Genomic DNA, 22,296 nt, shown 5'->3' with positions numbered 1-22,296 from the left:
TGGATATTCATTAACTTTGTAAAAGGTGAGGTAGGTTGGTGCCCCAAGGGTTTACTGGGGAGCCTCTGGCACTCGATGGCAGATCGCCTAGAGGGTATTCCTCCAGATACCTCATGCTCACCGATTAACATCCATCTTTCGCAGCTAAAAGCCCCTAGATAGACTAATGAGTACAGACTCGACGCAGCACCGCTCCTTCGCACAGCGGCTCTACGCACTACGCCCTAATCCCACTGTCCTACTCTTCATCGCCACTATTGCAGCGATACTCATCGCCAACTCCCCCTGGAATGATGCGTACAACGCCTTCCTAAACCACCCTGTCCATATTGCGGTGGGCGATGTGGATATCTTCAGACATGCAGGACACACGATGACGGTGAGCCAAGTAGTCAATGATGCCTTGATGGCCATCTTCTTCTTCCTTGTGGGGCTGGAGATCAAGCAGGAGCTACTTGTAGGTGAACTATCTTCTCCCAAGAAGGCCTTGCTCCCAATCATCGCAGCCTTAGGCGGGATGGTCGTGCCTGTGCTATTCTTCCTCGCCATTGCCAACCAGCATCCCCAGTCCATCGGAGCTGCTATCCCGATGGCTACAGACATCGCCTTCGCTCTGGCAGTACTCACAGCACTTGGCTCCCGAGTACCGAAGAGCCTACGCATATTCTTAGCTGCCCTAGCCGTAGTAGATGATATCGGGGGCATCATCGTCATTGCCATCTTCTATAGCACACATATAAGCTGGCTCCCTCTCGGCATTGGCTTTGCCCTGCTTGGCATCACCCTCCTCTTGGGGAGGCTAAAGATCCACACCCTCGAGCCCTATATCGTACTCGGCATCGCGGTCTGGGCACTTTTCCTTCAGTCAGGCATTCACCCTACCATCGCAGGGGTACTTATTGCCCTATGCCTACCCGCGGGGACTAAGGTACACATCGGTAAGCTCAGCAGCTACCTATCCGACCTCACCAGTCGCCTCTCAACCGAGGCAAGGGAAGCTAAGGGAGCCTTAGTACTATCACACGAACAGCTCAAGATCATCGGGGGGATTAAGTCCACAGCAACCAAAGCTATCAGCCCCGTGCAAATCATCGAGCATGCTATTGCCCCCTTGGTGAACTACGTTATCCTGCCCCTCTTCGCCTTCGTTAATGCTGGGATTACCTTCGGTGGTATTACCTCGGAGGGACTGCTTGGTGTACCGCTGGCTATCTTCCTTGGGCTCTTCCCCGGCAAGGCTATTGGCATTACGCTCTTCACTTGGGTAGCCATTCGGATGGGGATCTGTGCAGCCCCTGTGGGCATGAACCTCAGGCGACTCATTGGCCTATCCATCTTAGGAGGGATTGGCTTCACCGTCTCACTTTTCATCGCAAATCTATCCTATGATGACCCCAGTATGCTAGCAATGCTCAACGAGGCTAAGCTCGGCATATTTGTCGGGACAATCGTCTCTGGTATCGTAGGTTATGCTCTACTGTATCGCATTCTTCCCAAGGGTGCAGATGGCGAGATAAGTGAGGCGTACTAGTAGTTTTACATTATTTATATATATCTTTGCCTCCTCTAGGGGACACAAGGTGTACCCATAGAAAGGAACAAATAAAAGATGAAGAATAAGATGAAGAAATTCTTACTTGCAGCTCTAGTCTTCGTAGGAAGTCTTAGCGTTGCAAATGCACAGGAGATTATCTCCAAAGGCTCAAGCATGGTAAACGTGGGTATCGGTCTAGGGCATCACTTCGGTAGTGATGGTATGTCTATCCCTCCGCTCTCTGTAGCCTACGACTACTCGATCGTAAGTGGTCTTATCGATAGAAATAATGGGGCAATCACCCTCGGGGGCTATGGGGCTTTCACTTCAGGCTCTATGACGTATAGAGCGCCTGGGTATAGTAGCTCTGCATCCTATACACATATACTTCTTGGCTTCCGAGGCATGTTCCACTACCAGTTTGCCCCTAAGCTGGATACCTATGCAGGGCTTATGCTAGGTTATCATATTGGATCAACCTCGTACTCTAATTCAGGTCCTATGGGCAGTCATTCTAATTCCGGTCTGACAGGTAGCGGTTTTGATATAGGTGTCCTTCTTGGTGCTCGTTACTTCTTTACGCCACGTATTGGTGCCTTCACCGAACTCGGTTACTCACTTCCTTACTGGAACCTTGGGGTAACCTTCAAGCTCTAAGACAATCAAGCTTACTCATAATCTAAGAGAGGCGCATCACCTTCAGTAGGTAGTGCGCCTCTCTTATTTTTCACAGGGTGGGATTAACGCCCGTGGAGCAAGGATGTAGCGAGTGCAGTAGCAGCGTTCTCACCATCTATTGCAGCCGAGATAATACCACCTGCATAGCCTGCTCCCTCACCCGCTGGATAGAGTCCGTCAATGAGCACATGGCGGTAATGCTCCCTATCCCTAGGGATGCGTACGGGCGATGAGGTACGGCTCTCCACGGCAATGAGCTGTGCCTCCTCGGTAATAAAGCCCTTCGTCGTCCGCTCAAAGGCACGAAACCCATCCGCAAGACGGTGTGTAACGAAGTGAGACATCCAGCGATGAAGATCACTCGAGGTGAGCCCCATCGTATAGGACGAGGAGGGTAAAGAGCTGGAGGCTCTTCCCTTCAAGAAGTCTGTCATACGCTGTGCTGGTGCTCGAAGCGAACGCCCAGCAGCGATATAGCTCCTTCGCTCAAGCTCTTCGCACCAAGCCATCAAGGCAAGAGGCGAATGGAGGTAGTCAATCTTAATATCTGTCTGTGGTATATCCTCTGGGCGAAGCTCTACAACCATCCCAGAGTTCGCCCATCGTGAGCCACGGTTAGCTGGTGACATCCCATTGACCACCATCTCCTCTGGAGCTGTGGAGGCTGGGACTATGAACCCACCAGGACACATACAGAAGCTATATACACCACGCCCACCAGACTGAGCCTTATAGACATACTCCGCAGCAGGGAGCCACTTCCCCCTACCCTCAGGACTATGATAGCGTATCTCATCAATCAATGCCTGTGGATGCTCTAGACGCACTCCTACAGCTATGGACTTTGCCTCTAGTAGCACACCTGCCGAATGAAGGTAGCGGTACACATCACGAGCAGAGTGCCCAGTAGCCAAGATCACAGGCCCCATGAATGTCTCCCCCGAGGCACATACGATACCGGTCACAGCCCCTTGCTCTCTGATGAGCTCAGTCATGCGACAGCCGAAGTGTACCTCACCACCACTCAAGAGGATTTGCTCCCTCATTCTTCGGATGATGACAGGTAGCTTATCCGTGCCAATATGTGGATGGGCATCAACAAGGATCTTAGGGTCTGCACCAAAGCGACAGAAGACACGCAGTGCCTTCTCCACACTACCTCTTTTCTTACTCCGTGTATAGAGCTTACCATCAGAGAATGCTCCAGCTCCGCCCTCTCCGTAGCTATAATTACTCTCTGGATCTATGATGCCCGTGCGAGCCAGCTCTGCTAGGTCTCGCCTACGCTGCATCACCTCTTGGCCACGCTCCACGATGATAGGACGTACCCCAAGCTCTATAAGCCTCAATGCGGCAAAGAGCCCACAAGGCCCTGCACCAACCACAACAGCAGTCGGAGCAGAGGATACATCAGGATAAACCAAATCCTCGAAGGTATCTACCTCTGGCTCTTCACCAGACAGATAGACCTCGACACTTAGATTCACGAGGATACGACGCTGGCGTGCGTCAATATTCCTCCTACGAATCTGTATCGAGGTGATTTGATCAAGGGGGAGCGAAAGCTGATGCGCTATTTCCTCTCGGATACGTGCATCGGAGGCGGCGACCTCAGGAGAGAGTGTGAGCTGGACTGTGGTCACTTGGTGGCAAGGACTTGGTTAGATGTAGAGCAAAGGGGCCTACTAGGCTCTCTTGCTTCTCTTGTATAGATAGTAGCCTACCCCTGCTACCACCACGGCAACAAGGATAACAAGCCCAATCGTTGAGCTATAAGAACGAATCGTTGCCTCGAAACGCTCGGGTGGCACAGTCTTACCTATGAAGTAGCCCAGCAGTGCTAAGACCACGTTCCAAGCACCTGCCCCAAGTGTCGTATAGAGGAGGAACTTCCCTACGGGCATATTGGCAAGGCCTGCCGGGATAGAGATGAGCTGACGGATGCCTGGGATGAGCCTACCGATCAGAGTAGAGGTTGCCCCATTCTTGAAGAAATACCCTTCGGCACGCTCCACCTTCTCCTTACTAAGCAAACACAGACGACCCACCCTGCTCTGGGCAAAGCGATAGACCAGAGGCTTACCCAGATACTTAGCTAGGTAGTAGTTAATCAGAGCACCGAGGTCCGAGCCGAGTGTACCAAAGAGCACCACAAGGAAGATGTTTAGCTCTCCACTAGCTGCCCTATAAGCTGCAGGGGGGATGACTACCTCAGAAGGGAAAGGGATGAATGAACTCTCGATGGTCATCAGCACTGTGATCCAGAAGTAATTCAGGTGGTGCAGGATATCTTGGATGAACCCTAGTGATTCAAGCATATCTATCGTGTCGTCTCTGGGTTACTTATTGACTTTTTTCCACGTATCCTTTAGGGATACTGTACGATTAAATACCAAGCGATCGGGGCGACTGTCTGGGTCGAGGCAGAAGTAACCCACACGCTGGAACTGGTAGTACTCCCCTAGCTTGGCCTCCGCTAGATATGGCTCTATCCGACAGCCAGTGACCACCTCGAGTGACTCTGGGTTAAGTAGCTCAGCAAGCTCCTTGTCCTTTATCTCTGAGGGGTTCTCATCGGTGAAGAGGCGGTCATACAGACGTACCTCTGCCTCCACACTGTCCTGTGCCGATACCCAATGGATTGTGCCCTTGACCTTGCGGTTGCTCTCAGGGCGTCCACTGAGCGTCTCAGGGTCATACTCGGCATAGACCTCGGTGACGTTACCTGCCTCGTCCTTCTTACACCCTGTGCAACGAACAATGTAGGCGCTCTTCAGACGCACCTCTTGCCCTGGGGTCATACGGAAGTACTTCTTTGGGGCATCCTCCATGAAGTCCTCGGCCTCAATATACAGCTCTCGTGAGAAACGAATCGTGTGCGAATCGGAGTTCGGATCCTCGGGGTTATTGAGGAACAACATGTCTTCGGTTTGCCCCTCGGGATAGTTGGTGATGATGAGACGTACGGGGTGCAGGACAGCAGAGCCTCTTAGTGCCCTGCGGTTGAGATCTTCCCGAACAGAGTGCTCGAGAAGAGCGACATCAATAATCCCATCATACTTCGTGTAGCCGATACGATCTACGAAGCCTCGTATGGACTCGGGTGTATAGCCTCGACGACGTAGCCCACAGATGGTCGGCATACGAGGGTCATCCCATCCCGAGACGAAGCCCTCCTTGACGAGCTGCAGGAGCTTACGCTTGCTCATCATCGTATAGGTCAGGTTCAGGCGATTGAACTCCATCTGTCTTGGCCTGTAATCCTCTGTGTGCTTCTCCACCTGACGTAGTAGGTCGATGAAGTAATCGTACAATGGGCGGTGCACCTCAAACTCTAGCGTACAAATCGAATGCGTCACGCCCTCGAAGAAGTCACTCTGCCCATGTGCGAAGTCATACATGGGGTACACATTCCACTTCGACCCCGTACGGTGATGGGGGTGCTTGATGATACGATAGATGATAGGGTCACGGAAATGCATGTTGGGCGAAGCCATATCAATCTTCGCTCTGAGGATCATTGCTCCCTCCTCAAACTCACCTGCGTTCATTCGGCGGAAGAGGTCTAGGCTCTCTTCTCTTGGACGCTCACGGTATGGGCTGGGGCTACCTGGGGTCGTTGGAGTCCCCTTCTGCGCAGCGATCTCTTCAGCTGTTTGCTCATCCACATAGGCATGACCCGCCATGATCAGCTCCTCTGCGAATCGATAAAGTCGATCAAAGTAATCCGAAGCGTAGTAAACATCCCCCCAATGGAAGCCGAGCCATTCAATATCCTCACGGATAGCATCAACATACTCAACATCCTCCTTGACGGGATTGGTATCGTCGAAGCGCAGGTTACATATGCCTCCGTACCGCGCAGCTATGCCGAAGTCCATACAGATAGCCTTAGCATGGCCGATATGTAGGTAGCCATTAGGCTCTGGAGGGAAGCGGGTCTGTAGGCGACCGCCGTTCTTACCTTCGCTAAGGTCGTTCTCTACGATTTGTTCGATGAAGTTGAGGCTCTTCTTCTCTTCGCCTCCTAGAGTAGTGACCTCTCTCTCTGTGGTCATAATTCCTATTCGCTTAATCTACTAGTTATTCAGACAAAAATAATACAAATACGGCAGTTAATAGGGAGATCTACCCCTATTAAGTCATTACCTGCTCAACTAACCCTACGCACCAGATAGCCTCCCCTTGCGGAGAGACAAGATTCATCATCTTACTACGTTCCATCTAAGCCCTACGAAGCCCGAAGTCCATCCACCTCCCCACCCTTCACTAACTCACTATAAAACAAACAAATAAACAAGACAAAAGAGTAAGGTCAGCGAGTTACCATAACTCTTCGTGACGAGTTATGGTAACTCTTCTAAACGAGTTGTGGTAAGTCGCCGAAGAGAGTTATGGTAAGTCGTCCGAGCGAGTTATGGTAACTCATTAACCACCCTCCACAAACGCCCTAAACAAGGGCATGCCAGAGGGGAAACAGAAAGACAAAAGGGGCATGAAGCACCAAGACTTAAAAAGCAGACAGAAGGGGGGAAGAAAGTGTAATCAGCAAGCGTTGAAGGCACAAGAAACGAAGTAAAGGGGCGAGTAAGAACGTATTAAAGAGAAAAATCATATACCTTTGTAGTAAACCTTGGTCTCCTCTCAGGGAGAGTAATACTAGGAGAGAGAGGAAATGGGACCAAGTACACATACACACAATTTCATAGGCGAAGGCCTCACACGCCTCAGCCTGTGTAGCCTACTCTTGATGATGAGTTACAAAGCCTCTTTCGTGCGCAGGGCAGTGATTTTCGGTATCGCACTCCTCATCGCACTCATTTCTGTTAGCCTAGAGATGGCAGTCCATTTCTTCGAGGGACGACACGGCTTCTTACTGCACAGCCTTGCCTTAGCCAGCCCTATTGTGCTATCGGCCCTCATCGCTTGGCTCAGCTGTATCCTCTACGGACAGCCGTACCGCGAGGTATTACCCCGAGTACTGCTCTACGCCACCGCAGTAGCTCTCATTTCGCACTTTGTAATCAGAGTATTCTAGCTATCTTTGCCTCAGACTCTATCAAAACAAAAGATAATTGACACATAATGAAGAAAGTCATTTCCACTACAAAGGCCCCCGCAGCAATTGGCCCATATAGCCAAGCGCTACTCGTCGGAGACACACTCTATGCCTCTGGGCAACTCGGCATCGACCCCGCCACAGGGGCATTCCCCGAAGGGATAACAGCACAGACCGAGCAGTCATTTCGCAACATCCATGCTATCCTCGAGGAGGCAGGGATGACGATTGACCATGTCGTCAAGACGACTTGCTTCCTCTCTGACATGGCAGACTTCGCAGCAATGAACGCTGTATATGAGCACCAGTTCACGGGAGTATTCCCCGCCCGCTCAGCTGTGGCTGTGAAGACGCTTCCTAAGAATGGTCTCGTAGAAATCGAAATCATCGCCGTAAAGTAGGCGCAAGGACGTATATCCAGTATAGCCCGTAGAGCTTCGGTAAGCACCCCTGCGTATCGAGCAGGGCGACACGGCAACAAACTAAAAGCGAGGGCCATCCACAGCTGTGGATGGCCCTCGCTTATTCCTATACATAATCTCTCCACACCCTGTCAAAGAGGCAGAGCAAGCAACTGCATATAGACAAGGTAGGTAGAGACAAAAAGCAACAAGGCTATGCCCAGAGGCGGGCATAGCCTTGTTGCTTAGGATATAATAAGTCTTCGGTGAGCCTACTTGCCTTGTGCCGTAGAGTCTGCCTTGGCCTGTGTGGCTTTGCCCGAGGTGTAGTGCTCGTTAAGGTACTTGATGAAGTCCTCGGTTATATCTAGAGCTTCATCCGCATAGAGTACATTATCACCCGCTTGAGTAAGGACGAGCTTGTAGCGTCCATCCTTGTTGTACTCCTTCAGCTGGGTACGGATCTCCTTCATCATATCCTCGAGCATGAGCTGCTGCTTCATGCCAAGCTGCTGTGTGAGCTGTGCGCTAAGCGCTTCACCCTCCTGTTGCATGCGGATGAGCTTCTGTTGCTCGGCCTGCTGTGCCTCAGCAGAGACGAAGGCATTAATACGCATACGACGCTCGAAGTCCGCAGCAGCCTTCTGAATCGCTGCACCTTTGCTCTGCAGACGGGTCTGGTGCTCGATGGCATCCTTCTCTAGTGCAGCCTTCACCTCCTGTGCATACTTATACTGCGAGGAGACTGAGTCCATGCGCACCAATGCGATGGGTAGACCTGTGGCCTGTACTTCGGTAGCCGTAGTAGGCGTTGACTTCGTAGAGCTATCCTTCTTGCACGAGCCTAGCGAGAGCATAGTAGTCAAAGCTAGGGCAAGTGCACCACAGCTTACGAGACTATTCTTTGTCATAAAGTAAGAGATGTATGTGATTGTGTTAGTTATTTTCGATAAATCAGTAGTCTAGGCTTCGGCTTCGGCAACTCGCTCCGAGAGACTCTTGTGTCGCTGTGCCTCCTTGTGCTGAGAGGTGTGGCAAGAGATACCTCGCTGCTGCATAGCACGATTCCCCCCGACATGCGTATTAGGGAAACGTCCATCCTTCTTGAGGATCACCCCTACGGAGAGGAGTAGCACAGCAAGACCCACCAGGAGTAAAGCAACAATGAATAATGGCATACTTAGTCTTTATTTTCTTTATATTTGTTGTGGACAAAGTTACGAGTTTTCTTGGTACTTCCGAGGGAGAGTGCGAGTAAGTTCCCCTCGGAGAGTGTGGAGAAGACCCATGACACCAAATAGGAGTACAATCACGTAACTATAAACATTCAAGACAATGGAAATTACAGAGCTTAACCCAAAAATCGTCTGGAAGTACTTCCACGAGATTACACAAGTACCACGCCCCTCTAAGAAGGAAGGCAAAATCATCGCTTACCTAGAGAAGTTTGCTAAGGAGCACAACATCGCCTACAAGAAAGACCACGTGGGGAACATCGTCATGACCAAGCCCGCTACGCCTGGCTACGAAGACCGTGTGAAGGTCATCCTACAGAGCCATGTGGATATGGTCTGCGAAAAGAATGCCGACACAAAGCATGACTTCGACAACGACCCCATCCGCACCATCGTAGATGGAGAGTGGCTACATGCCGACGGCACGACACTAGGAGCCGATAACGGGATTGGCTGTGCAGCTCAGCTGGCCATCCTCGCCTCGAACGACATCCCACACGGCCCTCTCGAAGCCCTCTTCACCATAGATGAAGAAACAGGCATGACAGGAGCCATGGAACTCAAGCCTGGCTTCCTCGAAGGGAAGATCCTCATCAACCTCGATAGCGAAGACGAAGGAGAACTCTTCATCGGCTGTGCTGGAGGTATGGGCATCATTGCCGAATTTAAGTACAACGCAGTAGACGCACCAAAGGATCTTGTTTGGCTACGTGCCTCAGTTGCGGGTCTCAAGGGCGGTCACTCAGGCGGTGAGATACACTGTGGTCTAGGTAACGCAAACAAGATACTCACACGCTTCCTCTATGCTCTAGACAAGAGCACAACATGGAGCCTTGCCGAAATCAGTGGGGGGAATCTACACAACGCTATTCCTCGTGAAGCTCACGCTGTGTTTGGAGTAAAGGCAGCTGACAAGGCTAAGGTAGAGGCACTCATCAAGCAGCTCGATGCAGATGTGCGTAACGAGCAGAAGGCTGTAGATCCTAACGTACGGGTGAGCCTTGGGGAAGCTACTGCTCCCTCTAAGGTAATCGATGAAAAGACGAAGCATGCCCTCGTACGCGCTCTCTATGCCTGCCCTCATGGAGTACTCGGTATGAGCCACGAGATCGCAGACCTCGTAGAGACATCAAACAACCTTGCCTCAATCAAGCAGCGTGACGGAGTAATCCTCGTTGAGACCAGTCAGCGTAGCTCCACCACATCACTGCGCAACAGCGCATCAGAGATGGTCTCAAGCGTCTTTGAACTTGCTGGGGCAAGCGTCAGCGTCCGTGACCCATATCCAGGATGGAAGCCTAACCCTGACTCTGCTATCCTCAAGGCTTCAGCAGATGCTTACCGCAAGCTATTTGGCAAGGAGCCTGCTGTGAAGGCTATCCACGCAGGACTTGAGTGTGGTCTCATCCTAGATGTGTACCCAGACCTTGATATGGTTTCTTTCGGTCCAACCCTCCGAGATGTACATTCTCCTGCGGAGCGGATCGAAATCAAGACCGTAGACCTCTGGTGGAAGCACCTACTCGAGGTACTCAAGGAAATCCCTTCTGCTAAGAAGTAACCCGAAAGGGCATCAATAGCAAAGCCCCCTTACCCATCATGGGCAAGGGGGCTTTGCTATTATATCTTGCTTAGCTACCAATATAGGTCATAGACTCGTATCTCACTGCGTGTACCCATACGATAGGTCGCCCCTGCGGAGCCGACACCCGAGGACACACAGATACGCCGCCCAGCTACCTCCTTCTCACCTGAGGCAATCCCATACTTCCACCAGACCATTAACTGACCTGGCCAAATCTGCCCACCATGCGTATGCCCGCAGAGCATCAGATCCACAGGTGTGCGGTCTATACTATCAATCGAGGCAGGAGTATGCTCCATGAGCAGGACAGGTCGCCTCGCAGGGTCAACACCCTGCGTCACAGCTTCGATGCTCTTTCTTCCTTCATTCACGAAGTCATCCCGCCCAACAAGGGCAAGGAGACTATCCTGAGGGTAGGCAACACTATCTCTGAGGAGCGTCGCCCCAATCTCCGACACAAAGCGGATATTAGCTAGCGTATCGGCTCGGTACTCATGATTACCCAACACGAAGTACGTCCCCATAGGAGCACGTAGCCTACGCATCGTCTTCATCACTCGAGGGTCATAGGCGTACTCGCTTAGATGGTCGATGAAGTCCCCTCCACAGAGGATGAGGTCAGGCTTCTGCTCTAGTATAAGGTCCACAGCACGCTCTACGTAGGGAGGGGTCATTGCCTCCCCAATATGTAGGTCAGAGAAGAAGACAAGGCGTAGACGCTTCGTGCTCTGCTCCCCTGGCTTGGTGAGGCGTGTGAGATACAGGTCTTGATGAATGACCTGTGGATAGCGAACATTATAATGTCCAACGAAAAGGCATGCCACGAAGACCACAAGGGTTAGCACGAATGCTCCCTGCCGCACACGCTTCTTTTTCCAGAGCGGTGCGTAGGTATAGAAACCAAAGAGTCGATTATCAATATGCCTGAGGAGGTTAATTAGCACGACCACTCCTGCAGCATACATACTGGAGAAGAAGACATACACGCTCCCATTCATCACATGACTCATCCAATCGGCTTGTATCATGCGGTGTGTCATCAGTGCCACGACAAAGAGGCCGAAAGTGGTAGCAAGTACCCCCCAGAGGCACTTACGTCCTCTGCGCCCAAGAGCCTGCCCTCCCCTCCAAGCAAAGTATGGGAAGAGGAAAAGACAGCAGAGGACAGAATATAAATACACCATCGTTTGGCTCGGACTATGGTTTACAGACCCTCCTGCTCTGCCCTACGATCGAAGAGGCGGAACTGGTAGGCCATCAGGATAATCCCCAGCACCCCAGCGCAGATGTCGGAGAAGGGAAGAGCAACCCACACACCCTTACTTCCCCACAGCAAAGGGAAGCCAAAGAGCGCAGGGATGAGGAATAGGGTTTGCCTAGAGAGGCTCAGTAGCATGGCTTTGCCTCCAAAGCCTATACTCTGGAAGAACTGCGTCGCTGTCACCTGAAAGCCGACAAAGGCAAAGCCATAGATACAGCAACGCAAGGCATCTGCCGAAGCCTCAATCATCTCGGGCGAACTAGTAAACATCGAGGCTAGGAAGCGTGGAGCACTCAGCGCAGCCACCGTGACGAAGAGCCCAATCGAGAGGTTGACTACGGCACAGATATTAAACGTCTGGCGTACACGCCTCATTGCCCTCGCACCATAGTTATACCCCACGATGGGTTGCATCCCCTGAGCTATGCCGAGCATAAACATGAAGCCCACCAGCGCAATACTATTGATAATCCCGTAAGCACCGACAGCTCGGTCAGCCATGAGTGGGGAGCCAGCATACTCCGCCAGAGTAGAGTTGATTAGGAAGGCAATCCCACTGCTGAGGAGCTGGAGGAAGAACGGAGCCATCCCGATGGACAAAATCGCCATTATCTGCTCCATGGAGAAGCGCATATTCCGCTTATGGAACTGTACCTCACTCTTCTTATCAAGGAAGTGTTGCATCACAAAGGCTGCCGACACCGCCATCGCAATCACCGTCGCCCATGCTGCACCCTCGATCCCCCAGCCAAAGCCATAGATGAAGAGAGCATCAAGCACAGTATTCAGTCCTGCCCCGATGAGCATGGTGATCATTGCCTTGTAGGGGTAGCCCGAGGCACGCATGATTGCATTGAAGCTAAAGCAGAGCGTCGAGAAGATATTCCCCGGGATCATGATCTTCAGATAGTCATAGGCGAAGGGCAGTGTCCTGTCGTTCGCTCCTAGAGCTCTGAGGATCTCCTCTAGCCAGATCATCACCGGCACGAGTGTGAGTACCTGTGTAACGATGGTCAGCAGGAGGGCATTACTCAGGATATTCTCTGCCTTGTCATGCTTCCCCTCACCGAGGAGGATAGACACACGAGAGGAGGCTCCCACACCAATCAGCATCCCAAAGGCCTGGACGAAGAGCAGGATGGGGAAGGTCAGGGCTAGTCCTGTGATGGCAAACTCACTGACCCCCTGCCCAATGAAGATACGGTCTACGACGCTATAGAGCGCATTGACCATAGTCCCCACGACTGCGGGGACCGCATAATGGAGTAGGAGCTTGGGGATACGTTCGTCACTGAGCAAATGGATACGCTCAGAGCTTTTATCGTTCGATGCCATCATCTGTATTCTCGTCGTACTATATAGGGTTGAGGGTAGTTGGCTAATAGGGATTGATCGAGGAAGCCATGAAGAAGAGGCTGCCCCTGCGATGCAAGTGGCAGCCTCTTTAGCTTGGGTAGCTGGGTCTATGCTCTCATGCCTAAGGCGAGCAAAGAGACCCGCTCGAAGGGAAGGTTGCTTCGTCCTTAGGAGAAGTATTCCTTCACAGCTTCGTTGGGGACCATTTCCTCCTGGAAGGTATAGGCCCCAGTCTTAGGAGACTTGACCATCTTGATTACCTTAGAATAGGTACGGCCGTCTGCCTTCTTAAACGATGCGACTGCTTTCTTTGCCATTGTCTTATCTCCTTACTTTATTTCCTTGTGGATGGTCATACGCTTGAGGATAGGATTGTACTTCTTCAGCTCGAGGCGCTCAGTTGTATTCTTCCTATTCTTCGTTGTGATGTAGCGGGATGTACCTGGCATACCGCTATCCTTATGCTCGGTGCATTCGAGGATGACCTGCACTCTATTACCTTTAGCTTTCTTTGCCATGATGATTACCTACTTTACCTTGATTTCACTTAGATAGCCCTTCTCTGCAGCCTGACGAATGGCAGCATCGAGTCCGATCTTATTGATGAGTCGAAGTCCTGATGCTGATAGCTTCAGCACAATCCAGCACCCTTCCTCGGGCCAGAAGAACTTCTTTGTAAACAGGTTGACATCAAAGCGGCGCTTCGTCTTACGATTTGAGTGCGAGACGTTGTTGCCGACCATGGCCTTCTTGCCTGTAATCTGACAAATCTTTGACATTATCTCTATATATTTTAGTTTGTTATTTCTAACACTTTCAGCGACTTGTGTCCTGCGCTCTTCAAACAGAGCACTCCACAATCGGTCTGCAAAGTAACTAAAAAAAACGCACTTATACAAATCGTTTATCCCCCAGAGAAAAGACCTGCCAAATAACTAGGAATCAGAAGACTTGGGAAAGGATAGACAGCAAGCAAACCTAGCGGAGAAGACACCTCATGCCCTCGCTGGGAACCAAGGCATAAGCAGATAAACACCACCTCGCCAGCACATCCAGAGAAACACCGATAATACACCACACACCACGTCGAGGAGCAGAGTGCATCGCCCCAAACCAGAATCACCACCCAAACAAGGAGCCCCACACCCACCATCGGAACACCCCATCTATCGCCCTAGAGGGAATGGCTTAGGAGGTATCGGGGGAACCTCATCAGAGGTTTCCTCGGTACCTCAACGGAGGCACCCCCGATACCTCTGTCGGGTTTCCCCCGGCACCTATTATAGCGCACCACCCTAAGCCCACCATCCTAAGCAAAGACAGCTCCTCTCAAGCCTCCCCCAAACGGACAAGCAAGAAGTACAACCACAGGTGAAGACGTGCAGTAAGCAAGGTGTTTTGCTTACCTTTGTGACAAGTAATTGATTATAGGCAATGTATCAGATACCCCTCAAGCGAATCCTCCAGAGCCTGTGGCTCAAGACCTTCGTCTCGCTGCTCGCCACTGCCTTCGTGGTGATGCTCCTTGCGCCACGCAATAGGAGCTTCCAGTACCAGTTCAGCAGTGGAAAGCCATGGGCCTATGAGCTGATTACCGCTCCGTATGACTTCCCCATCTATAAAACAGATGACCAGATGCGAATGGAGCGAGATAGCATCCAACAGGAATCCCTCCCCGTCTATACACTGGATGGTAATGTCCTCCCCCGGATGCTCAACAAGCTCCATGACGCCTATACAGGTGAGCTATCCACAACGATACCTAGAGCCTATTACCTCTTCCTGCAGGATGAACTGCGCAAGACCTACGGCAGTGGATTAATCGAAGCATCCGAGGTCACACGTCTCAGAGAGGAGAACCACCTCGAGCTCAACCTCCTCGGCTCGGACAACGTAATGAGCCGTGTACCGATTACTCGCTTCTACGGCCTCAAGGAAGTCTATGACCAAATCTTCGAGCACGCAGTAGCCAAGGGGCTACAGCGGGAGGAGCTACAGAAGATGGACGTCTCCTCCTACCTCACACCCAACGTACGCTACGACAAGGACTACACCGAGAAGCTCCTCAACGATGCGCTCTCACACCTCTCCACCTCTACGGGGCTCATCCAGCAGGGGGAGCGCATCATCGACAAGGGGGAGATCGTCACACCCTACATATATAATGTACTTCGGTCCCTACGCACGGAGCAGATACATCGCTCAGGCGGAGAGACTCAGTCCCCCTTCAACCTTGCCCTTTTCCTCTACGTAGCACTGCTCTTTGCAATCCTTGGAATCTATCTGATGCTCTTCAACCGAGAGTTCTGTGTCAGGGGGCGAAACATCCTCATGCTCTTCAGCCTCATGCTTGCCTTCATCGCCCTGACAGAGCTACAGGCCAGCAGCGAATGGTTCTCCGTAGAAGTCATCCCCTACGTGATGATTCTGCTCTTGCTACGTATCTTCTTCGACAGCCACCTCGCCCTCACGAGCTACCTTGTGACGATCCTCACGGCAGCCTACTTCGTGATCGACCCACTCTCCTTCCTCTTTATCCAGCTTACCGCTGGCTTCTTTGCTCTCTTTAGCCTGCAGAGCCTCAACTCTCGAGGTCAGCTCATTCGTGCGGCTTTCGCTGTATATGTTGCCTACATCGGCTCATCACTAATTGTAGAGGGGATGCGTGAGGGGCTCATCCGCCCAGGCTATTGGATCTCCCTCCTCTACTATGGAGTGAACCTGATTTTCCTCATGTTCACCTACATCCTCGCCTTCATCGTAGAGAAGCTCTTCGGCTATGTATCGCACGTCCGTCTGGTGGAGCTGAGCGATATGGCAACACCGCTACTGAAGGAGCTATCGGAGGTTGCTCCAGGAACCTTCCAGCACTCTTACCAAGTATCCATCCTCGCTACCGCAGCAGCAACGAAGATAGGAGCAGATGCTCAGCTCATCCGTACAGGCGCACTGTACCATGACATCGGGAAGATGCTTCATCCTGAGTACTTCACCGAGAATGCCCCAACCAATAGCCCCCACTCCTACCTCGACTACAGGGAGAGCGCCCGCATCATCATCCAGCACGTAGCCGATGGTGTCATGCTGGCACAGAAGCATGGTCTACCCGATCAGGTCATCGACTTCATCCGCACCCATCACGGCAGAAGTACAACACGCTACTTCTACAACTCCTACTGCAATGAGCATCCAGGTGAGTACATCGATCCCGAGCCATTTACCTACCCTGGCCCCAATCCCTACACCAAGGAGATGGGGATACTCATGCTAGCCGACTGTGTGGAGGCAGCCAGCCGTAGCCTCAGCGAATACACGGAGGAAGGTATCCGAGCCCTCATCGACAAGCTCGTCGATAGTATCGTAGGGGAAGGCTTGCTAACGGATACACCTTTGACCTTCCGAGACATCAAGGAGATCAAGGAGGTCTTCTACCTCAAACTGAAGACGATGTACCACGCCCGCATCGCTTACCCCGACAAGAAATAGCGCAAGGAGCCACAGCATGTACCGACCGATCTTCCTCATCGGCTTCATGGGCTCGGGCAAGAGTACTGTGGGGCGAAGGCTAGCTGACCAGCTGGGCTTCCGTTTCATTGATACCGACACATTCATAGAGACACGTTTTCGGCAACGCATCGTGGACATGTTTGCTGCACTCGGGGAGGAGGTCTTCCGCAGGCGTGAGCGGGTCATCATCGAGGAGCTGATGAGCATGGAGGACACAGTCTTTGCCACAGGCGGAGGGCTCCCTTGCCATGGCGACACGATGGAGCTACTGAATGCTTCGGGGGAGACGGTCTACTTCCGTTGCTCTGCTCAGATACTTAGTTTACGATTAGAGCTCTGCAAGCGTACCCGTCCTACTATCCGTGACAAGAGCGGTGAGGAGCTACTCATATTCACCCAAGAGACCCTCGCACGCCGTGAGCCCATCTATTCTCAGGCAAAGCACACATTCGACATAGACCTCATCGATACCCCCGAGAAGGAAGAGGCATTTGCCCGCCAGCTCGCCCAGCACAAGCCCCTCCTCGTCACGAGTGATTGGGGCTAACAAGCATGGAGAGCAAGACCCCTAAGCCAAGCAAGACCCTTCACCCCTAGTCCACACTTTCTCTCCCTGTCCGCTGCCCTCTCTGCCTCTAGCTGGCTTATACCCTAGGCTCACCCCGAGCGTCCCATCAGGCGAGCCCTTTCTAGTCATTCAGACATGCCTCAACCGCCCCTTGAAAGGCTGCCTTAGAATCCTTCTCGGTTTTAGCTAGCCCCTCCAGTTGAGACAAAAAGCGATACGCCCAAGAGATAGTTGGACTATCTCTTGGGCGTATCTATGTGATCCCGACAGGATTCAAACCTGTAACCTTCTGATCCGTAGTCAGATGCTCTATTCAGTTGAGCTACGGAACCTGCTGTTGGTCTTGAAGTGTCCTACTGGTGACTCCGACAGGATTCAAACCTGTAACCTTCTGATCCGTAGTCAGATGCTCTATTCAGTTGAGCTACGGAGCCATTCTAACACTTGGCCTAAGACCTAATTGCGAGTGCAAAGGTAACGTATATTTCCTTTTCTACCAAATCTATTTGGGGTAGACTTGCCACAACTCATGGCCTTTCCTTAACCCTCTGTTACACCTTCGACCGCATACTCGCTGTATTTTTCACCCACCTACCCCCCTTGCTTTGTTTCTACAGCTTATCTACAGGAGCTTCCTCCAGCTCGTGGGCAGTCACGGCAAGGTGTAACATCCTTAGTAACGCGCAAAAATGTATCTTTGTCGGCGTAGCTTAGGGATGTTGGTACTCAACACACCTCCTCGGGCTACGTTCGTCTTTGAATAACGGATCTACAGAGATACTCCTCGCCCCAAAGTCGAAAGGCCTCTATACCTTATTATATATAAGGAAAGCAGGCAACGCTCCTAGGGACACGCAGGCAAAGAAACAAGACACAGCGAGCAGTGGAAACAAAGTACATCTTCGTCACGGGGGGCGTCGTATCCTCCCTTGGGAAAGGAATCGTAGCAGCATCCCTCGGGAAGCTCCTTCAGGCTCGTGGCTACAGCGTCACGATACAGAAGTTCGACCCCTACATCAACATCGACCCAGGCACCCTCAACCCCTACGAGCATGGAGAGTGCTACGTCACCGATGACGGGCACGAAGCTGACCTCGACCTCGGGCACTACGAGCGGTTCCTTGATGTAGCCACTTCCCGAGCCAACAACATCACAACTGGGCGTATCTACCAAAATGTCATCCGCAAAGAGCGCAAGGGAGACTACCTCGGCAAGACCGTACAAGTCATCCCTCACATCACGGATGAGATTAAACGCAATGTCAAGCTCCTTGGACTAAAGAAGCAATACGACTTCGTCATCACTGAGATCGGAGGTACTGTGGGGGACATCGAGTCGCTCCCCTTCCTAGAGAGTGTACGTCAGCTCAAGTGGGAGCTGGGACAGAGTTGCCTCTGCCTGCACCTGACATACGTACCATATATAGCTGCGGCTGGTGAGGTAAAAACCAAGCCCACACAGCACTCCGTCAAGCAACTACAAGAAGTAGGGATTCAGCCCGACCTCCTCGTCCTACGTACAGAGCACAGCCTCGGTAGTGAGATTCTGCGTAAGGTAGCACTCTTCTGCAATGTCTCTCCGGAGTCTGTCGTACAGTGTGTGGATGTCCCTACAATCTATCAGGTGCCACTTGCTCTGCAGGCTCAGCACCTCGATGAGATTGTCCTAAAGAAATGTGGTATCACACCACAGGGCATGCCAGAGCTAAAGCCCTGGAAGAACTTCCTTGCTCTACGTGATGAAGCTACCGAAACAGTAAACATCGCTCTTGTAGGCAAGTACGTTGAGCTCCAAGATGCCTACAAATCCATAGACGAATCCCTCCTTCAGGCTGCAACATATAACAGGCGCAAGCTCAACCTCGTCTCCATCCATAGTGAGAGGGTCACAGCGGACAACGTGGCAGAGCTACTTGGGAAAATGGATGGCGTCGTCATCGCTCCAGGCTTTGGTGCACGAGGCATTGAGGGGAAGTTTGAGGCTCTTCGCTACACTCGTGAGCATGGCATCCCTACGCTAGGTATTTGCCTAGGTATGCAGTGCATGGTCATTGAGTTTGCTCGTAATATTCTTGGCTGGCACGATGCACACACGACCGAGATTGATCCTACAACTACGCATAAGGTCGTCGACCTGATGGAGGAGCAGAAGAGTATCTCCGAGCTAGGTGGATCTATGCGCCTCGGGGGATATGATTGCATCCTGAAGCCAGGATCAAAGATTGCCAATGCCTATGGAGCAGACTTCATCCGTGAGCGTCACAGACATCGCTTCGAGTTCAATAGCCAGTACCGAGAAGACTTCGAGCGAGCAGGGATGATCTGTGCAGGAGAGAACCCCGACACAGGTCTTGTCGAAACCGTAGAGCTCCCCGAGCACCGCTGGTATGTAGGGGTACAGTTTCACCCCGAATACCGTAGCACAGTCCTACATCCCAATCCTCTCTTCCTTACCTTCATCAAGGAGGCAATCGCTTACGGTGCAGAGAACCGAGACTAGCCTCACTACGTTATAATAGAGTATCTAGGGAGCAAACAGCTCTCATCTGTACGAGGCATCTCTAGATCAGCAGATAATTAATGAAGAGTAAAATATTTAGTAGTAAAACCACTTAATGAAAAGGATTCTACAGAACAATGTTGTTATAATAATAACAACTATGATATTAACTATATTAGGTTTTTGGATTACTCTTCCTAAGTTTAATATAGGAAAAGATAAAATAAACGAAGGCACAAAGAAAGAAATCATACTAGAATTTCTAGAAAGCAGAAAAATAGAACTAAGACCCCATGATTATATGAAAAACTTCTATTCTTCAGAGGGTTTTTATGGCTTCTTTTATGTATTTAAAAACAGTGATGACATTTATGAAATCACCCCTCCTGTGGGGTATTTAGATAAAAAATCTTATGCTTATAGTTTAAAAGAAGCATCAGAAAAAGTCGATAGAATGTATTTTGAAATGCTTCTTGATATTCTTAACATAAAAGAATGGAATATACAATAATAACGACTATAAACTATCGTGGATAAAAATACACTTATTGGTGCCCTACTCATCGGGGCTGTCCTCATTGGCTTCACGCTCTTTCAGCAGTCAGGTCCTCAGCCTCAGGCTGTCCCTACTGCTGACACAACGCAGACCATAGCTCAGGCAAAACCAACCCCTCCTACTGCAGAGACAGGGGAAGATGGTTGTATCATTGACTACCCTGAGCAACCAGCCTACCTACAGCCAAAGCCCGAGCAGACAGTGGTACTGAAGAACAAGAAGCTTGCCCTCAAACTCTCCAACCACGGTGCTACCCCCTTCGAGGCCGTGCTGGCAGACTACATGGATCAGACAAAGAAGCCCGTCCACCTCTTCCGCAAGGGGGATGCACGCTTCAATCTCCCTCTACGCACACTAGAGAATACAATTATCAACACAGCAGACGCCTACTTCGAGGTCACCAGCCACAGCGATACCACTGCGGTGCTTCGTATGACGATTGACTCTCTAAGCTATCTTGACTTCATCTATCACCTCGGTGCTGATGATTACCGTCTCTCGCTAACAATCGAAGGGAATAAGCTCAGTCGAATCCTCCCAATCAACACAACACTGCAAGACATTGAGTGGACACAGCGCATACCTCAACAGGAGCAGTCCTGGAAGTTTGAGGGACAATATAGTGGTATCTACTACCACTTCCCTAAGGGAGATGTCGAGCGTCTAGAGACAGGGAGTGAGGCAGACGAAGATATTAAGGAAACACTGCAATGGGTGGCCTTCAAGGACAAGTACTTCAGCTCCGTTCTCATCAACAGAGCCACAGGCTTCAAGGACAACAAGATTGAGCTCAAGGCAGAGAAGGAAGGGAGTGGCTATGTTCGTCAGTGTGCATTCCGTGGCACCTTCCCCATGTCAATCAAGGAGGATAAGCTCTCGATTCCCTTTACCTTCTTCTTTGGTCCCAATGATTATGACCTCCTCAAGGGCTATGATGAAGGGCTCAGTGATGACGATGCACTCCACCTTGACCATCTCGTCTACCTCGGCATGAGTGTCTTCCGATGGATTAATAAGTATCTAATCATCCCGATTGTCACCTTCCTCTCTGGCTTCATCTCCAACTGGGGGATCATCATCCTGCTGATGACTCTCATCATTAAGATGCTCCTCTGGCCCTTCACCTACAAGAGTTACCTCTCTCAGGCGAAGATGCGTGTCCTAAAACCACAAATCGAGGAGATCAATGCTAAATACCCTGGCAAGGAGCAAGAAGCAATGATGAAGCGACAGACTGAGACGATGAACCTCTATCGCTCTGCTGGTGCTAGTCCCATGAGTGGCTGTCTACCGATGCTTCTTCAGATGCCATTCCTTATTGCTCTGTATATGTACTTCCCGACCTCGATCTTACTTCGTGGTCAGGGCTTCCTATGGGCAGATGACCTCTCTACCTATGACGCCATCATCTCGTGGGACTTCAACATCCCCCTTATCTCTTCCTTCCTCGGCAATCACCTCAGCCTCTTCTGTGTGTTGATGACGGTGACAAACGTCCTCTACACACGCTACACGATGGGGCAAACGCCAAGTGCAGGCGAGGGAATGGCTGGTATGAAGATGATGCCCTATATCATGTCCATCATGTTCTTCTTCATGTTCAACCAGAATGCTTCTGGGCTGAGCTATTACTACTTCGTCTCTACGCTCATCACTATACTGCAGTACTTTGCCTTCCGCTGGACGCTCAATGAGGGCAAGCTCCTTGCCGAGCTCGAGGAAAACAAGAAGAAGCCTCGCAAGAAGTCCAAGTGGATGCAACGTCTGGAGGAAGCTCAGCGCCTCCAGCAGGAGCAGCAGCGTAAGGCGCAGAAGAAGGGAAAACGCTAGTCTTCACTCCTCTGTGTACTAATCCAACCTGAATCAAAGATGCGCATCTTTCACTAGAAACATGCGCATCTTTTCTTCCTTTCCTACTATCCTACAAGCAGGATTTCCCAGACTCTACTAGCAAGGTGCTTTGCATCTCAAATATGAGCAAAACGGCTCCTTTATTAAAGGACACATATGTTCCCTTCAGAGGGTATATACCCTTCGTTGGGAATAATATTACGCT

At 51.1% G+C, this 22,296-nt stretch carries 20 protein-coding genes and 2 tRNA genes; 10 read left to right on the top strand and 12 right to left on the bottom strand.

The features are described from left to right. The first annotated feature begins 166 nt into the window (after positions 1–166). The gene (gene nhaA / locus HMPREF0636_RS01435) at positions 167–1,531 is read left to right on the top strand and encodes a Na+/H+ antiporter NhaA (protein ID WP_044167994.1); all 1,365 of its coding nucleotides are present in this window, start codon (positions 167–169) and stop codon (positions 1,529–1,531) included. A gap of 90 nt (positions 1,532–1,621) precedes the next feature. After that, complete coding sequence (locus HMPREF0636_RS08190) at positions 1,622–2,191, top strand: hypothetical protein (RefSeq protein ID WP_155807262.1); 570 nt, start codon at positions 1,622–1,624, stop codon at positions 2,189–2,191. Positions 2,192–2,274: 83 nt separating this feature from the next. On the opposite strand, the gene HMPREF0636_RS01425 is transcribed toward HMPREF0636_RS08190, so the two are convergent. Genes HMPREF0636_RS01425 through HMPREF0636_RS01415 form a run of 3 tightly spaced genes read right to left on the bottom strand, consistent with a single transcriptional unit; the run spans position 2,275 to position 6,270 of the window. Next, positions 2,275–3,855 carry an NAD(P)/FAD-dependent oxidoreductase gene (locus HMPREF0636_RS01425; protein WP_044167991.1) on the bottom strand — a complete coding sequence of 527 codons (1,581 nt, stop codon included), beginning with the start codon at positions 3,853–3,855 and terminating at the stop codon, positions 2,275–2,277. Between the two features lie 42 nt (positions 3,856–3,897). Continuing rightward, complete coding sequence (locus HMPREF0636_RS01420; RefSeq protein ID WP_044167990.1) at positions 3,898–4,530, bottom strand: DedA family protein; 633 nt, start codon at positions 4,528–4,530, stop codon at positions 3,898–3,900. A 21-nt stretch (positions 4,531–4,551) separates the two neighbouring features. Then, positions 4,552–6,270, bottom strand: a complete 1,719-nt coding sequence (locus tag HMPREF0636_RS01415; RefSeq protein ID WP_044167989.1) for a glutamine--tRNA ligase/YqeY domain fusion protein — start codon at positions 6,268–6,270, stop codon at positions 4,552–4,554. A gap of 617 nt (positions 6,271–6,887) precedes the next feature. On the opposite strand from HMPREF0636_RS01415, the gene HMPREF0636_RS01410 reads away from it, so the two are divergent. Further along, positions 6,888–7,250 carry a hypothetical protein gene (locus HMPREF0636_RS01410; RefSeq protein ID WP_044167988.1) on the top strand — a complete coding sequence of 121 codons (363 nt, stop codon included), beginning with the start codon at positions 6,888–6,890 and terminating at the stop codon, positions 7,248–7,250. A gap of 47 nt (positions 7,251–7,297) precedes the next feature. Beyond that, the gene (locus tag HMPREF0636_RS01405; protein ID WP_044167985.1) at positions 7,298–7,672 is read left to right on the top strand and encodes a RidA family protein; all 375 of its coding nucleotides are present in this window, start codon (positions 7,298–7,300) and stop codon (positions 7,670–7,672) included. Between the two features lie 272 nt (positions 7,673–7,944). Here the strand turns inward: HMPREF0636_RS01405 and HMPREF0636_RS01400 are convergent, their stop codons facing one another. Together HMPREF0636_RS01400 and HMPREF0636_RS01395 are read right to left on the bottom strand one after the other, a co-directional pair. Then, positions 7,945–8,583: an OmpH/Skp family outer membrane protein gene (locus tag HMPREF0636_RS01400; RefSeq protein ID WP_005468162.1), complete on the bottom strand. Its 639-nt coding sequence runs from the start codon at positions 8,581–8,583 to the stop codon at positions 7,945–7,947. Positions 8,584–8,634: 51 nt separating this feature from the next. Next, a complete protein-coding gene (locus HMPREF0636_RS01395) occupies positions 8,635–8,850 on the bottom strand; it encodes a hypothetical protein (RefSeq protein WP_005468160.1) in 216 nt (71 codons plus the stop codon). 157 nt (positions 8,851–9,007) lie between these two features. Here HMPREF0636_RS01395 and HMPREF0636_RS01390 point away from each other — a divergent pair, with 157 nt between their 5' ends. Continuing rightward, positions 9,008–10,468 (top strand): aminoacyl-histidine dipeptidase, encoded by a 1,461-nt coding sequence (locus HMPREF0636_RS01390; RefSeq protein WP_044167983.1) that lies wholly within the window; start codon positions 9,008–9,010, stop codon positions 10,466–10,468. A gap of 74 nt (positions 10,469–10,542) precedes the next feature. On the opposite strand, the gene HMPREF0636_RS01385 is transcribed toward HMPREF0636_RS01390, so the two are convergent. The 5 genes from HMPREF0636_RS01385 to rpmB form a co-directional block, all read right to left on the bottom strand. Further along, positions 10,543–11,676: a metallophosphoesterase gene (locus HMPREF0636_RS01385; protein WP_044167981.1), complete on the bottom strand. Its 1,134-nt coding sequence runs from the start codon at positions 11,674–11,676 to the stop codon at positions 10,543–10,545. Between the two features lie 20 nt (positions 11,677–11,696). After that, complete coding sequence (locus HMPREF0636_RS01380) at positions 11,697–13,088, bottom strand: MATE family efflux transporter (protein ID WP_044167979.1); 1,392 nt, start codon at positions 13,086–13,088, stop codon at positions 11,697–11,699. 188 nt (positions 13,089–13,276) lie between these two features. Beyond that, positions 13,277–13,426, bottom strand: a complete 150-nt coding sequence (locus tag HMPREF0636_RS08325) for a DUF4295 domain-containing protein (RefSeq protein WP_081748368.1) — start codon at positions 13,424–13,426, stop codon at positions 13,277–13,279. 12 nt (positions 13,427–13,438) lie between these two features. Then, positions 13,439–13,627: a 50S ribosomal protein L33 gene (rpmG, locus tag HMPREF0636_RS01375; protein WP_005468155.1), complete on the bottom strand. Its 189-nt coding sequence runs from the start codon at positions 13,625–13,627 to the stop codon at positions 13,439–13,441. Between the two features lie 9 nt (positions 13,628–13,636). Further along, entirely contained in the window at positions 13,637–13,888 is a 252-nt protein-coding gene (rpmB, locus tag HMPREF0636_RS01370; RefSeq protein WP_044167975.1) for a 50S ribosomal protein L28, read from the bottom strand. A 655-nt stretch (positions 13,889–14,543) separates the two neighbouring features. Here rpmB and HMPREF0636_RS01365 point away from each other — a divergent pair. Both HMPREF0636_RS01365 and HMPREF0636_RS01360 read left to right on the top strand, forming a co-directional pair. Continuing rightward, complete coding sequence (locus HMPREF0636_RS01365) at positions 14,544–16,595, top strand: HD family phosphohydrolase (protein ID WP_081748367.1); 2,052 nt, start codon at positions 14,544–14,546, stop codon at positions 16,593–16,595. Between the two features lie 16 nt (positions 16,596–16,611). After that, a complete protein-coding gene (locus tag HMPREF0636_RS01360; protein ID WP_044167974.1) occupies positions 16,612–17,163 on the top strand; it encodes a shikimate kinase in 552 nt (183 codons plus the stop codon). 279 nt (positions 17,164–17,442) lie between these two features. Here the strand turns inward: HMPREF0636_RS01360 and HMPREF0636_RS01355 are convergent. Both HMPREF0636_RS01355 and HMPREF0636_RS01350 read right to left on the bottom strand, forming a co-directional pair. Then, positions 17,443–17,516 (bottom strand) — tRNA-Arg (locus HMPREF0636_RS01355). Positions 17,517–17,541: 25 nt separating this feature from the next. Beyond that, positions 17,542–17,618: transfer RNA gene (locus HMPREF0636_RS01350), tRNA-Arg, on the bottom strand. A gap of 449 nt (positions 17,619–18,067) precedes the next feature. On the opposite strand from HMPREF0636_RS01350, the gene HMPREF0636_RS01345 reads away from it, so the two are divergent. The 3 genes from HMPREF0636_RS01345 (at position 18,068) to yidC (ending at position 22,070) form a co-directional block, all read left to right on the top strand. Beyond that, on the top strand, positions 18,068–19,684 hold the full coding sequence (locus HMPREF0636_RS01345) for a CTP synthase (RefSeq protein WP_005468148.1): 1,617 nt from the start codon (positions 18,068–18,070) through the stop codon (positions 19,682–19,684). A 160-nt stretch (positions 19,685–19,844) separates the two neighbouring features. Then, entirely contained in the window at positions 19,845–20,195 is a 351-nt protein-coding gene (locus HMPREF0636_RS01340; RefSeq protein ID WP_155807261.1) for a hypothetical protein, read from the top strand. 18 nt (positions 20,196–20,213) lie between these two features. Then, positions 20,214–22,070 carry a membrane protein insertase YidC gene (yidC, locus tag HMPREF0636_RS01335; RefSeq protein ID WP_044167970.1) on the top strand — a complete coding sequence of 619 codons (1,857 nt, stop codon included), beginning with the start codon at positions 20,214–20,216 and terminating at the stop codon, positions 22,068–22,070. Positions 22,071–22,296 lie beyond the last annotated feature (226 nt).

Origin of the sequence: Porphyromonas catoniae ATCC 51270 (genome assembly GCF_000565015.1) — a bacterium.
Classification (GTDB): Bacteria; Bacteroidota; Bacteroidia; order Bacteroidales; family Porphyromonadaceae; genus Porphyromonas; species Porphyromonas catoniae.
The sequence above is the reverse complement of the archived record's forward strand: the minus strand, read 5'-3'. Positions and strand labels throughout refer to the sequence as shown.

Excerpts from the sequence above, each read along its gene's own strand:
- nhaA (WP_044167994.1), top strand. The coding sequence starts at position 167 with ATGAGTACAGACTCGACGCAGCACCGCTCCTTCGCACAGCGGCTCTAC.
- HMPREF0636_RS08190 (WP_155807262.1), top strand. The coding sequence starts at position 1,622 with ATGAAGAAATTCTTACTTGCAGCTCTAGTCTTCGTAGGAAGTCTTAGC.
- HMPREF0636_RS01420 (WP_044167990.1), bottom strand. The coding sequence starts at position 4,530 with ATGCTTGAATCACTAGGGTTCATCCAAGATATCCTGCACCACCTGAAT.
- HMPREF0636_RS01415 (WP_044167989.1), bottom strand. The coding sequence starts at position 6,270 with ATGACCACAGAGAGAGAGGTCACTACTCTAGGAGGCGAAGAGAAGAAG.
- HMPREF0636_RS01410 (WP_044167988.1), top strand. The coding sequence starts at position 6,888 with ATGGGACCAAGTACACATACACACAATTTCATAGGCGAAGGCCTCACA.
- HMPREF0636_RS01405 (WP_044167985.1), top strand. The coding sequence starts at position 7,298 with ATGAAGAAAGTCATTTCCACTACAAAGGCCCCCGCAGCAATTGGCCCA.
- HMPREF0636_RS01400 (WP_005468162.1), bottom strand. The coding sequence starts at position 8,583 with ATGACAAAGAATAGTCTCGTAAGCTGTGGTGCACTTGCCCTAGCTTTG.
- HMPREF0636_RS01395 (WP_005468160.1), bottom strand. The coding sequence starts at position 8,850 with ATGCCATTATTCATTGTTGCTTTACTCCTGGTGGGTCTTGCTGTGCTA.
- HMPREF0636_RS01390 (WP_044167983.1), top strand. The coding sequence starts at position 9,008 with ATGGAAATTACAGAGCTTAACCCAAAAATCGTCTGGAAGTACTTCCAC.
- HMPREF0636_RS01385 (WP_044167981.1), bottom strand. The coding sequence starts at position 11,676 with ATGGTGTATTTATATTCTGTCCTCTGCTGTCTTTTCCTCTTCCCATAC.
- HMPREF0636_RS01380 (WP_044167979.1), bottom strand. The coding sequence starts at position 13,088 with ATGGCATCGAACGATAAAAGCTCTGAGCGTATCCATTTGCTCAGTGAC.
- HMPREF0636_RS08325 (WP_081748368.1), bottom strand. The coding sequence starts at position 13,426 with ATGGCAAAGAAAGCAGTCGCATCGTTTAAGAAGGCAGACGGCCGTACC.
- rpmG (WP_005468155.1), bottom strand. The coding sequence starts at position 13,627 with ATGGCAAAGAAAGCTAAAGGTAATAGAGTGCAGGTCATCCTCGAATGC.
- rpmB (WP_044167975.1), bottom strand. The coding sequence starts at position 13,888 with ATGTCAAAGATTTGTCAGATTACAGGCAAGAAGGCCATGGTCGGCAAC.
- HMPREF0636_RS01365 (WP_081748367.1), top strand. The coding sequence starts at position 14,544 with ATGTATCAGATACCCCTCAAGCGAATCCTCCAGAGCCTGTGGCTCAAG.
- HMPREF0636_RS01360 (WP_044167974.1), top strand. The coding sequence starts at position 16,612 with ATGTACCGACCGATCTTCCTCATCGGCTTCATGGGCTCGGGCAAGAGT.
- HMPREF0636_RS01340 (WP_155807261.1), top strand. The coding sequence starts at position 19,845 with ATGATATTAACTATATTAGGTTTTTGGATTACTCTTCCTAAGTTTAAT.